Here is an 11928-nt window from a genome sequence, read left to right as displayed (position 1 = left end):
CACCGCACTCAGGGCAATGACGAGGACCCAAAGATGAGCACCCGCCGCATTTTGCGCCTGACCGGCACGGATACCGAAAGCTTTTTGCAAGGTCTGGTCACCAATGACACCCGCAAGCTGGACGATGGTCTTGTCTACGCGGCCATCCTGACCCCGCAGGGCAAATACCTGGCCGATTTCTTTCTGAAACGCGATGGCGCCTCGGTACTGCTGGACGTGGCTGAGTGTATGGCGGATGCACTGATCAAGCGGCTGAACATGTACAAGCTGCGGGCGGATGTGCGTATCGAGGAAACCAACCTGCACCTGCAACGCGGAACCGGACCCGCACCGGAAGGCGCCATGCCCGATCCTCGTCACCCCGATATGGGCTGGCGCGCATATTCTGACGCCCCCGAAGCCGATGATGGAACGGATTGGGACGCAATTCGGGTGCGTCATTGCATCCCGGAAACCGGGATCGAGCTGACACCGGACACGTATATCCTCGAGGCCGGTTTCGAGCCGCTCAACGGCGTCGATTTCAAGAAGGGCTGCTATGTCGGGCAAGAGGTAACCGCCCGCATGAAGCACAAAACCCAGTTGCGCAAGGGGCTGCGGGTTGTCGCCATCGACGGCGCGGCTCCGGTCGGCTCCGAAATCCTCTCGGCGGGAAAGCCGGCCGGCACCCTGTTCACGCAATCGAACGGGCAGGCCATCGCCTATCTGCGCCTTGATCGGGCGGGCGACGACATGCAGGCCGGAGACGCCCGCCTGCGTCTGCTGGATTGAGCCTGTTGCCCAACCGGCACGGCCAACGATCAGGCCGCTTTGCAAACGTTTTATCCGGGCCTGCCACACGGTAAGACTTGAGGCACTTGGCTGATCGGGTGCCTACATGCTCCAACTGTATTCAGCCATCTGGCGCGCCAGCGCCGGACGGCAAGTCATACTGATCCTGTTGTCCTTGTCGGTCGCGGCTCTTGCCGCGGCCCCGTTGGAGTTTCAACGGGACATCGTCAATCATCTGACCTCGGACAATATCGAAGCGCCTCATCTTCTGCTGCTGGGTGCCGGCATGATGGGGGTGATCCTGCTGAGCCTCGCCCTGAAATGGGTTCTGGGATATCGCGCGGGGACATTGGGCGAAGACATGATCCGTCGGATCCGTCAGCTTTTGCTGGCCCGCACCGTGGACGTGGACGAGTCGGGCGAGAATGTCCGCAAGGGAACCATGACGACGGCCATCTCTGCCGAAGCCGAAGAACTGGGCAAATTCGCAGGGGGCGCGTTCTCGGACCCGGTCGTACAGATCGGAACCTTGGTCAGCGTGATTGGCTATATTTCGTCGACGCAACCCTGGCTGGGACTGATTGCCCTTTCGATGATCGCGCCGCAGATCCTTATCGTTCTCGTCTCGCAGAGAAAGGTGAACGTGTTCGTGGCGGACCGCGTCCGCATATTGCGTAGCGCGACCGACCATCTGACGATCGAGGACATCGAGGCCGTGACTCAAGAGGTGCACGACCAGTTCGACGCGATCTACGACACCCGACGGCGGATGTTTCTGTGGAAACTGTCGGCCAAGTTTCTGCTGAGCGTGATCAACGGTGCAGGCACCGTCGGTGTTCTGATGCTGGGCGGATGGCTGGTTCTGCAAGGAGAAACCGACGTCGGAACCGTGGTCGCCGCGACCAGCGGTCTGGCCCGGATCCAGGGGCCGACCGGGTTTCTCATCGCTTTTTACCGACAGGTCAGCGCCAATCGCATCAAGTTCGAGCTGTTGCTGGAACTGTTTGGCCCGGACCGCGCCCGCTACCGCCGGGGCGGGGCCGCCTCGCAAGAAAAAAACCGCGCCGAATAGTGGCGCGGTTTCTTGGTCTTTCTCCGAGTATGACGCGACGTTACGCGCGCTCGGAATATTCCATGGTCTCGGTGTTCACGACGATCATCTCGTCCTGCGCGATGAACGGCGGCACCATGACTTTGACCCCGTTGTCCAGAACCGCCGGTTTGAACGAGTTCGCCGCAGTCTGACCTTTGACGACCGGTTCGGTCTCGACGACCTTGCAGACAACTTTTTGAGGCAGCGTCGCGTTCAGCGCCTCGCTTTCATAGAATTCGACCACGATGGTCATCCCGTCCTGAAGGAACGGACGACGGTCACCCAGCAAATCTGCAGGCAATTCAATCTGTTCATAGGTCTCGGCATCCATGAATACCAGCATCCCATCGCTTTCATACAGGAACTGCTGGTCTTTCTGCTCCAACCGAACACGCTCGACCTTGTCCGCGGAACGGAACCGCTCGTTCAGTTTCGAGCCGTTGCGCAGGTTCCGCAATTCCACTTGTGCAAACGCACCGCCTTTGCCCGGTTTGACATGATCGACCTTGACCGCCGCCCACAGACCGCCGTTATGCTCAAGCACATTGCCCGGGCGAATTTCGTTCCCATTGATCTTGGGCATGACATATTTCCTTCACACATGGTTGATGCGCCAGTTGTCGTCCCTATATCTGGCGGGATCGATCCATGCAATACAACGAAACCTAGTGCTGCACCCGCAGAGAGCCATGCAAATGACGCAACGCAACTATGCAATTTAGGTGTATCCGAATCGCACTAAATAGGTCATAAGGACCGCCACGCCGAAAATTACAAGAGCAAGAACAACAAGGAAAACGAGATGAGAGATTTCGTTGACGGCACCGCCTTTAACAATGAGCAAGGCAACCGTGCCCGCAAACTTTTCGCGGCCGTTGTGCTGGCTGCACTTGATGATGCCATCGCCGATGACAAGAAATACGGCAATGGCCCGGAACAAATCGCCCGTTGGGCACGCTCGCGCGATGGCCGCGAAGTGCTGTCCTGCGCTGGCATCGACCCGAACGAACGGGTTGTCCACGGACTGATGGAGTTCGTTGGCCGTGGCGTGCGTACGTCCGTCGCCCTTTCGCGCGAAGAAAGCGAACGCCGCAACGCTGCTCAGCAGGCCGAAGCCGCCTAAGGCTTTGCCCGACCCAAAAGTGCGCGCCGGTACATTCGGCGCGCTTTTTTTTGCCCGTACGCAGCGGATTAGTCGCATTCGTCGTGCAAATGGCCCGATCCGCGCTTTCGTCGGCTGAATAAATGCGGTCATCTGCCAACATCCGCAGGAGGCTCAGATGGTTCGCGCGATCATGATTCAGGGAACCGGCAGCAATGTCGGCAAGTCGATGCTTGTGGCCGGGCTGGCCCGGGCCTTTGCGCGGCGAGGTTTGAAGGTTGCCCCCTTCAAACCGCAGAACATGTCCAACAACGCCGCAGTAGCGGCAAATGGAGGCGAGATTGGCCGCGCCCAGGCGCTGCAAGCCCGGGCGGCGGGGCGCCCGCCGCATACGGACATGAATCCAATCCTTTTGAAGCCGGAAACCGATACCGGTGCGCAAGTGATCGTTCAGGGCAAGCGGGCGGGAACGATGCGGGCCAAGGACTATCGCAAGGACAAATCCAAGCTTCTGAACGCCGCGCTCGAGAGCTTTGCCAGGCTTTGCCAAGATGCCGACCTTGTGTTGGTCGAGGGCGCCGGCAGTCCGGCCGAGACCAACCTGCGGGCAGGCGACATCGCCAACATGGGCTTTGCTTGCGCCGCTAATGTGCCCGTCATACTGGTGGGAGACATTCACCGGGGCGGCGTCATAGCGCAGATCGTCGGCACCCATGCAGTGCTGGACAGTGCCGATCTTGCAATGATCCGCGGCTTTGCGGTCAATCGCTTCAAGGGAGACGTCAGCCTGTTTGATGACGGGCGCGACGACATTGCAGTACGCACCGGATGGCCTTGCCTGGGCGTCGTTCCCTGGTTTGAGGACGCCTGGAAACTGCCGGCCGAAGACATGATGGATATCCGCTCGCACGCCGGCGGCACCTGCAAGGTTGCGGTGCCGCAGTTGGAGCGGATGGCGAATTTCGATGATTTGGACCCGCTATCTGCTGAGCCGGGTGTTTCGGTCGAGATCATTCCGGCTGGCCGCCCCCTTCCCGGTGACGCGGATCTGGTGATTCTGCCGGGCAGCAAATCCACCATTGGAGATTTGGCCTTTTTCCGCAAACAGGGTTGGGACATCGACCTGTATGCACACGTTCGGCGGGGCGGCCATGTTCTTGGCCTTTGCGGCGGGTATCAGATGCTGGGCCGGGTGATCACCGACCCCGATGGCGTGGACGGCAGACCCGGCAGCGTCGATGGGCTGGGTTTGCTGGACGTGGAAACAGTTATGTCCGGGGAAAAACGGGTCGAGCTGCGATCAGCGCGGGCCTTGCCCGGCGGCGAGCCCGTCACCGGCTACGAAATCCACATGGGACGCACCCAAGGTCCGGATACTGCCCGCGCGTGGTTGCAGCTGGAGGGTCGCCCGGAAGGCGCCGCATCGAGAGACGGGCGCGTTCTGGGAAGCTATTTGCACGGTATTTTCACGTCAGACGCCTTCCGCGCGTCGTATCTGCAGCGGTTTGGCGCCAGGTCGGAATTGGCATACGAAGACGGTGTTGAGCAAACGTTGGAGGCGTTGGCCGATCACCTTGAACAGCACATGGACCTTGATGCCCTGCTGTCACTGGCAGCCGAGCCTCGGTTCGGCTGAGCGTCAATCCAAATTCTGAGCGGCCAAAGCGCGGTTGATCTCACGCCTCACCAGCTTGCGAATGTTGCGGGTGATACGTTCACCCAGCGCGCCCTGCAGCTCCTGACGGACAATGTCTGCGATCACCTCGCGCAGTTCGTCTTCATCCATCGTGCCGGTCGCCATCGCCGGCGCTTCCTGATCCAGCTCGACTTCGGCCTCTGAGGCATCCCGGTTGTCCCGGATAAACGTGGCAGGCGTTGTTTCCTCGTCGCTGTCAGCGTTCATCTCAGCTTCGGACTCAGCCGCATCCTTCGAGGCCGAAAACCCGGTGTCAGAGGCCCAACTGACCTTGTCGGTGCGCGTGCCGGAATAAGCGTCGTCGCTTTCGCCGTCGGGCTCCCACTGATCTTCGGTCCGCGCAATCGCAGCCTCGAGAGCCGCGATCTTGGCGCTCAGGCTTCCGGCCAGATCCCTACGGCCTTCGCGGTCACCCGAAGACTCACCGCCAATGTCGTTGATTGCCGGAGTTCCGGGACGAACGATATCGCAAGACCGCAACCGCATAGGTTGTGACAGGTCGTTTGCCGGGCGCAACGCCTCAACATTCGCAGCATGCTGTGAGGCCGCCTCAGCCGAGATCTTTTGGGCCAATTTCAACGGTGCTTTTGGATCCTCGGCCGGTGTGCCAACCCGCAGGGCATCCGTCAAAACCAGTCGGCCCGGCTTGCGGGCCGCAGTCGCTTTGATCAGGTTCGGGACCTTGCGCCCTTCTTCGCTGACCAAACGCTTGATCGACGACAATACGTCTTCGACACCTGCTTTGACACTGCTATCCGTCATTGTTCTCTACCGCTCTGACCTTTTGGACCAGTGTATCCAATCCGGTCGAACCTAACAACAGATAGTGTGGCTGATCACTCGCGCCGCAAAGCTTTGAGAACTCGATCCAGGTCGCGGCTTTGCTTGCTGATCTGTGCAGGCGCCTTTTTGACCAGGTTGTAGTAGAGCGTCGGGTCATAAATCTGGACCGCCAGTCCAAGGCGCTCGGCCGTCAACAGACCTTGTGCCTGCAACAACTGATAGGCAGCCAGAGACCGTTCCGTCCGCGAGGCAACTTCGGCCAATTGTGCGTCCAGCAAATCCTGCTGAGCGGTCAGAACGTCCAGTGTGGTCCGAGCCCCCAAGGTGGCCTCTTCGCGAATCCCGTCAAAGGCGACCTGCGATGCGCGTACCCGTTCGACGGATGCCCGCAGGCTGGCCGTAGCCGTTTCAAAGCGCACATAGGCGTCCGTCACACCCTGAGTGATGTCTTTCTGCACATTCAGAAGGTTGGCGCGCGATGCGTCCCGCTGAGCCATTGCGCGGCGCACGTTGGCCGCCAATCGGCCACCGGCATAGATGGGCTGATTGAAATTCAACGAGATGGACGCATCGTTGGTATAGTCGTCGTTGTCATAGCTTTCCGTGATCCCCGCGTCCGCGTTCAGGCTTACATTCGGACCCAGGCCCGCGCGCTGCTGTTGCACGGTCAGATCCAAGGCACGCACCTGATGCTGCGCCGAAAGGATTGCCGGGTGGTTTCTTTGTGCCAGGCTTATGGCCTCGGCCAGAGAACCGGGCAGCTTCGGCAGACGCGGCTGGCCCGCAGTACGGCCCGGCTGTTTGCCGACGGCGTTCACATATTCCGCTTGGGCAGTGCTCAGGTCGCCTCGCGCATCGGCCAGATCAGCCTGCGAGCTTGCCAACTGCGCTTCGGACAGCGCGACGTCGGTCCGGGTGACCTCACCGACTTCAAAACGGTCTTGCGTGGCCCGCAGTTCCTCGCCTGAGAGATTGACGTTGTTCTGGCGAATCTGAACCGTTTCTTCCTGTAGCAGAACACTCAGATAAGCCGTCGTTGCGCGGAACAGAACCTGTTGCTCAATATCGATCAATGCTTGGCGAGTTGCCAGAACTGTTTCCTGAGCCGACTGTTTCCCGAGAATCGATGCACCGCCGTCATAGACCAGCTGGCTCAGCGTGAGTCCCGAGAAGAAGCGCGACGGTTCGACCGTCGACACCACTGTTCCGGCGCGAGACTTGGCATAATCCTGGCTGACACGGACGGTCCAGTTGATGATCGGGCGCAGGGCCGACAATGCGATTGCAACGTCTTCGTCGGCTGCGCGCAGCAAGGCGCGGTTCTGTTCCAACAGCCCGCTTGTGTTGTATGCACCGATGAACGCGTCGGTCAGATTGTCCGCCAAAACCGAGCGCCCCGGCATCACGCTCAGCGCGATTCCCGCCGTCAGAGCGACTGCCTTGACCAGCTTCCCTCCAGCCGTTCCAAGCATACCCAAATCCTCTCAAATCAAAATAACGCAAGCCCGCAGGCAGTTTGCGCCTTTGTTTTCAACTAATCAAGGGACCGCGGAAAACCGCTGATCGACTATAGCGAAAATGCACACTCGGCCGAAAACGCCGGCAGTACCGGGGCGTTTGCGTTGAAGCCATGACGCCATGTCACCCGCCCATCGGACTTTCGACCAATGCGAACGGTGCCCAGGTTGCCTTCGACGAACAGGCAAGCGATGCGGCCATGATCTTTCAGTTGATCGAGCAGGGCATCGGGCAGACGTTCCACACCGCCCTGGATGATGATGACATCATAGGGGCCATGCTCGGCCGCCCCCTGCTCCAAAGGTCCGACATGAATGATCGCGTTGTCGATATCCGCCTCCATCAGGCGGGACTGCGCGTCGGCTGCGTTGGCCTCGTCATCCTCGACGCCCACCACAAGCTGCGCCATGTTCGCGGCGACGGCGGTCGAGTATCCGAACGCCGGGGCGATATCCAGAACCACCTCGTCATTCGAAATATTCAATGCATCCAGCATCTTCGACAGAGTCCTCGGCTCCAGCAGGCAGCGCCCGTTTCCCAGATCGATCAGGTCGCCAGCATAGGCCACTTCGCGACTGGCATCCGGCACGAAGTTCTCGCGCTGGACCTTCAGCATTGAATCGATGATCGGGAATTTGGTGACATCAGAGGGCCTGACCTGAGTGTCTACCATCGTGTGGCGTCGGGCTGCGAAATCCGTCATGTGACCGCTCGTATATTTCCCATGGTTGCTCGGCTTTTGCCACATCCGATCCCGCCCGGCAACGGCCAGCCCGGCAAAAATTGCAGGCCGCGACAAAAGTTGCCACTACGCTGACCGACCATCCAACGCCATGGCCGGCGGAATTTTCAGCAACCCTCTGGACGTTGTTCTGGAAAGCTGCTAGAACCGCGTCTGCACCACGTCAAGTAATTGAAATTGCTTGAAAAGGCGAGTTGGCGGAGTGGTGACGCAGCGGATTGCAAATCCGTGTACACCGGTTCGATTCCGGTACTCGCCTCCAACTTTCTTGCCTCGCACTGCATCGCTGTTCTCTGGTCCTAATAATAATCGACTGGAACAGAATGTTGATACGAAACGCCAAAATACGTGCGGAGATGGTTAGCGGAGCCGAGCTAACCAGTAACAATCGGGCAAGGGTTATGTCAGCGCAGGGGCACCACCTACGCACTCGATCCATGCAAGACACCTCCGAAACCGCGCGTTTGCGCTGACCGTCCGATCAGACCGCGCTTCTACCTTGCGGAATCACCTCGTACCCCGGCTCTTCCGGTTCATCGTCCTGCATCTCGGCCGGAAAACCGGGCGCGGTAATGCTCAGCCCGGTTGCATCCTCGAGCCGCCGAATGATGTTGGGCGACAGCTCGCGCTCGCCATAGCGGGCAATGGCGTCGTCGAATATCTTGATCATCAGGGGGTTCATCTCCAACGGCACGCCGGCGCGGTCGGCGACCTCCTGGAACAGGCCGATATCCTTTTTCACCAGATCCATGGTGAAGGAAATATCGCGCGAGCCGTTCAGGATCACCTGGCTTTCGGTCTCATGCACGAAGGACGTGCCGGACGAGATCTTGATCGCCTCGTAGGTCGTGTTCAGGTCCATCCCGGCGGCCTTGGCGGTCACCAGCGCCTCGGCGCAGGTAATCAGGTTGGCAGTGGCCAGATAGTTGGTCAGCACCTTCAGAACCGAGGCCGTGCCCAGATCGCCGGTATGCAGAATGCGCCGGCCCATCGTCGTCAGGAACGGCAGAATCCGCTCGAACGTTGCCCGGTCACAGCCCGCGAAGATCGAGATATTGCCCGTGGCCGCCCGGTGGCACCCGCCCGAAACCGGGCAGTCCACCGCCGCCCCGCCGCGCTCGATCACCATGGTCCCCAGGCGTTTGACCTCGGCCTCGTCAGTGGTGGACATCTCCATCCAGATCTTGCCGCGGGTCACCTCGGGCAGCATCTGCTGCATCACCGCGTCCGAGGCAGCGGGCGACGGCAGGCAGGTGATGACCGCATCGCAATCGCGCATCATCTGCGCCGGGCTTTCACCGGCCTTAGCGCCCTTGGCGGAGAACTCCGCCACAAGATCGGGGTTAAGGTCGTATACCGTCAGGTCGATACCGTTGCGCAGCAGCGACCCCGACAGCTTGCCCCCCACATTGCCCAAACCGATGAACCCGACCTTCATGTTCTGCCCTCCTGCAGGCGCAATTTCGTTGGCCCGAGTATTTCCGTTGCCCACCGACAAAAGAAACGAATAAAAAGTCAGTTTAGATGCAAAAAATTTTGGTGCTGAATGGACCGCCTGCCCAATCCGGCGTGGTTGCGCAGCTTCGAGGCCGCTGCCCGCCACCTGAATTTCACAACCGCCGCGCAGGAACTGGGCCTGACGCAAACGGCGGTGTCGCTGCATATCCGCTCGCTCGAGGCGGACCTCGGGCAGCCGCTTTTTGCCCGCAACGCACGACACCTGTCGCTGACCGAGCTGGGCCAGTCCTACGCGCTGACCGTGCGCCGGGCGTTGTCGGATATCGCACTGTCCACCAACAGCCTGTTCGGCCCCGCCTCGCGGCAGGCGCTGACCATCCGGGCGGCGATATCGTCGATGACCTACTGGATCGCGGCCGAGCTGCCCGCGTTCAGCGCGCAGCACCCCGAGATCCCGGTGCGGCTGGTGTCGCACATCTGGAACGACTCGGCCGCGCCTGCCGATGTGGACGTGGAAATCCGGCTGGGCCATGGCGACTGGCCCGGTGTTGCGGCGGACCGGCTGTGCTCGGAACGGCTGGTGCCCGTCTGCCGGGCGCAGGACACGGCGCCAGATCTGCGCAACGGCCCGTTGATCCACATTCTGGGGTACGAGGACAACTGGGCGCGGTACGCCGAGGCCACGAGCATCGACCTGCCCGACCGCCCCGCGCGCCATTCGGCGGATACGACCGTCACGGCGCTGCAACTGGTGATGGCCGGCGCGGGCTATGCCACCGTTCTGGAGCGGTTCGCGCTCAACGCCATCGCGCAGGGCACGCCGATGCGGGTTGCGGGGCCAGCGATTCCCTTTGCCCAGTCGCACTACCTGATCCGCAGCGTCAGCGCGGCGCCTCCGTCCATCCCCGCCCAGTTGTTCCTCGCGTGGTTGCGCGACCGATTGGCCGGTGATGCCGCGGATTGACCCCGGCAAGTCGCTTTTTCGATCCGACGCAAAGCACTTGCCCCTGCGCGCTTGACAACCCCCCTGCCCGTACCGCATGTCGCTTGCGTTGGTGTCTGTGCAAGCAGATGAAAAGGGAATGCGTCAGCGGTTTTCCGTCAAACGCAGCCGCCCCCGCGACCGTGAACGGAGAGGGTGCCCAAATGCCACTGGCCGCAGGCCGGGAAGGCGGGACATCCGACAGAGCACCGCTCTGACATCCGCAAGCCGGGAGACCTGCCAACGCCCGAAGACAAACCGGACGGGGTGTTCCGGTGTCGGGCCCATGTCCGCAACGTGGCCCGCGCATACCCCGTCCCCCGACAACCGAGTGATGGGGATGAGAGACGTGACCGAGACCACACCAGTCGAGCTGCTGGTCTGCACCACCTGCCGACGCGGGCTGCCCATCGAGGACGACGCCCAGCGCCCCGGCACGCTGCTGCACAAGGCGCTGGCCGCCGCCGACCTGCCCGAAGGCATCACTCTGAAGCCGGTCGAATGCCTGTCGAACTGCGATCAGGGCTGCTCGATCGTTCTGCGCGGCGGGCCGTCGCGCTGGACCTTCGTCTATGAGAACCTCAACGAATCCGACCATGTCGAGATCATCGTCGAAGGCGCCACCAAGTACCTGGCCGCCGATGATGGCCTTGTGAAATGGCGCGACCGCCCTGAACATTTCCGCAAGAACTGCGCCGCCCGCATTCCCCCGATTGGAGCCTGAGCATGAGCACCCTCGAAAAACTTCCCGTCACCGTCATCACCGGCTTTCTCGGCTCGGGCAAGACCACGCTGATCCGCCACCTGATGCAGAACCCGCAGGGCAAGCGGCTGGCGGTGGTCGTCAACGAATTCGGCGATGTGGGCGTCGATGGCGAAATCCTGAAAAGCTGCGCCATCCCCGATTGCCCGGCGGAGAACATCATGGAACTGGCCAATGGCTGCATCTGCTGCACCGTGGCCGATGACTTCATCCCCACGATCGAGGCGCTGATGGCGCTGGACCCGCGTCCCGATCACATCCTGATCGAAACCAGCGGTCTGGCCCTGCCGAAACCGCTTCTCAAGGCGTTCGACTGGCCCGATATCCGTTCCAAGATCACAGTGGACGGCGTGATCGCGCTGGCCGATGCCGAGGCCGTGGCCGCAGGCCGCTTCGCGCCCAATGTCGAGGCGGTGGACGCCCAGCGCATGGCCGATGACTCGATCGACCACGAAACGCCCCTGTCCGAAGTGTTCGAAGATCAGATCTCGTGCGCCGACATCATCCTGCTGACCAAGCCCGACCTGGCCGGCCCCGAAGGCGTGGCCAAGGCGCGCGAGGTCATCGCCTCCGAGGCGCCCCGCCCCCTGCCCGTGGTCGAAGTGGCCGAGGGTACGGTGGACGTGCGCGTGGTGCTGGGGCTGGAGGCCGCAGCCGAAGACGACATGGACGCCCGCCCCTCGCATCACGACGGCCATGACGACCATGAACATGACGACTTCGAAAGCATCGTAGTCGAACTGCCCGAACAGACCGACCCGGCGCAGCTGGTCGCCAATATCGAACGTCTGGCGAACGAACTGAACATCCTGCGGGTCAAGGGCTATGCCGCCGTTCAGGGCAAGCCGATGCGCCTGCTGGTTCAGGCGGTCGGCGCGCGGGTCCGGCACCAGTATGACCGCCCGTGGAAACCGGACGAGGAGCGCCGCTCGCGCCTTGTGGTCATCGCCGAGCATGACGACATCGACGAATCCGCGATCCGCAGCATCCTGACGGGCGTCACCGAGGCCGCCGAGTAAG

The 11928-nt window shown here is 61.4% G+C and carries 12 protein-coding genes, 1 tRNA gene and 1 riboswitch; of the genes, 8 read left to right on the top strand and 5 right to left on the bottom strand.

What is annotated here, in order from left to right:
• Positions 1 to 33 precede the first annotated feature (33 nt).
• Both ygfZ and AC2FNZ_RS04250 read left to right on the top strand, forming a co-directional pair.
• Positions 34 to 771: a CAF17-like 4Fe-4S cluster assembly/insertion protein YgfZ gene (ygfZ, locus tag AC2FNZ_RS04255; RefSeq protein WP_496839638.1), complete on the top strand. Its 738-nt coding sequence runs from the start codon at positions 34 to 36 to the stop codon at positions 769 to 771.
• A gap of 106 nt (positions 772 to 877) precedes the next feature.
• Complete coding sequence (locus AC2FNZ_RS04250; protein WP_170337772.1) at positions 878 to 1843, top strand: ABC transporter transmembrane domain-containing protein; 966 nt, start codon at positions 878 to 880, stop codon at positions 1841 to 1843.
• A 40-nt stretch (positions 1844 to 1883) separates the two neighbouring features.
• Here the strand turns inward: AC2FNZ_RS04250 and efp are convergent, their stop codons facing one another.
• Positions 1884 to 2447, bottom strand: a complete 564-nt coding sequence (efp, locus tag AC2FNZ_RS04245) for an elongation factor P (RefSeq protein WP_093962584.1) — start codon at positions 2445 to 2447, stop codon at positions 1884 to 1886.
• A 219-nt stretch (positions 2448 to 2666) separates the two neighbouring features.
• Here efp and AC2FNZ_RS04240 point away from each other — a divergent pair, with 219 nt between their 5' ends.
• Entirely contained in the window at positions 2667 to 2987 is a 321-nt protein-coding gene (locus AC2FNZ_RS04240) for a DUF6280 family protein (RefSeq protein WP_093962585.1), read from the top strand.
• Between the two features lie 157 nt (positions 2988 to 3144).
• On the top strand, positions 3145 to 4602 hold the full coding sequence (locus tag AC2FNZ_RS04235) for a cobyric acid synthase (RefSeq protein ID WP_496839637.1): 1458 nt from the start codon (positions 3145 to 3147) through the stop codon (positions 4600 to 4602).
• Positions 4603 to 4605: 3 nt separating this feature from the next.
• Here the strand turns inward: AC2FNZ_RS04235 and AC2FNZ_RS04230 are convergent, their stop codons facing one another.
• The 3 genes from AC2FNZ_RS04230 to AC2FNZ_RS04220 form a co-directional block, all read right to left on the bottom strand.
• On the bottom strand, positions 4606 to 5424 hold the full coding sequence (locus AC2FNZ_RS04230) for a hypothetical protein (protein WP_496839636.1): 819 nt from the start codon (positions 5422 to 5424) through the stop codon (positions 4606 to 4608).
• Between the two features lie 74 nt (positions 5425 to 5498).
• Entirely contained in the window at positions 5499 to 6917 is a 1419-nt protein-coding gene (locus tag AC2FNZ_RS04225; protein WP_170446710.1) for a TolC family outer membrane protein, read from the bottom strand.
• 95 nt (positions 6918 to 7012) lie between these two features.
• Entirely contained in the window at positions 7013 to 7666 is a 654-nt protein-coding gene (locus tag AC2FNZ_RS04220; RefSeq protein ID WP_496839634.1) for a protein-L-isoaspartate O-methyltransferase family protein, read from the bottom strand.
• Between the two features lie 227 nt (positions 7667 to 7893).
• Between AC2FNZ_RS04220 and AC2FNZ_RS04215 the strand changes: the two genes are divergently transcribed.
• Positions 7894 to 7967, top strand: a tRNA-Cys gene (locus AC2FNZ_RS04215).
• A 219-nt stretch (positions 7968 to 8186) separates the two neighbouring features.
• On the opposite strand, the gene AC2FNZ_RS04210 is transcribed toward AC2FNZ_RS04215, so the two are convergent.
• Positions 8187 to 9143 carry an NAD(P)-dependent oxidoreductase gene (locus tag AC2FNZ_RS04210; protein WP_496839633.1) on the bottom strand — a complete coding sequence of 319 codons (957 nt, stop codon included), beginning with the start codon at positions 9141 to 9143 and terminating at the stop codon, positions 8187 to 8189.
• Positions 9144 to 9251: 108 nt separating this feature from the next.
• On the opposite strand from AC2FNZ_RS04210, the gene AC2FNZ_RS04205 reads away from it, so the two are divergent.
• From AC2FNZ_RS04205 to cobW, 3 genes are all read left to right on the top strand, one after another.
• Positions 9252 to 10127, top strand: coding sequence for a LysR family transcriptional regulator (locus AC2FNZ_RS04205; protein WP_496839632.1), 876 nt, complete (start codon positions 9252 to 9254; stop codon positions 10125 to 10127).
• A 72-nt stretch (positions 10128 to 10199) separates the two neighbouring features.
• A riboswitch (cobalamin riboswitch) is annotated at positions 10200 to 10404 on the top strand.
• A gap of 81 nt (positions 10405 to 10485) precedes the next feature.
• Positions 10486 to 10869, top strand: a complete 384-nt coding sequence (locus AC2FNZ_RS04200; RefSeq protein WP_093962591.1) for a DUF1636 family protein — start codon at positions 10486 to 10488, stop codon at positions 10867 to 10869.
• 2 nt (positions 10870 to 10871) lie between these two features.
• Positions 10872 to 11927: a cobalamin biosynthesis protein CobW gene (cobW, locus tag AC2FNZ_RS04195; RefSeq protein WP_496839631.1), complete on the top strand. Its 1056-nt coding sequence runs from the start codon at positions 10872 to 10874 to the stop codon at positions 11925 to 11927.
• Position 11928 lies beyond the last annotated feature (1 nt).

The organism is Ruegeria sp. SAZA006, from assembly GCF_059613465.1.
Note: the sequence above shows the minus strand (reverse complement) of the source record. Positions and strands in the feature narration are given on the sequence as shown.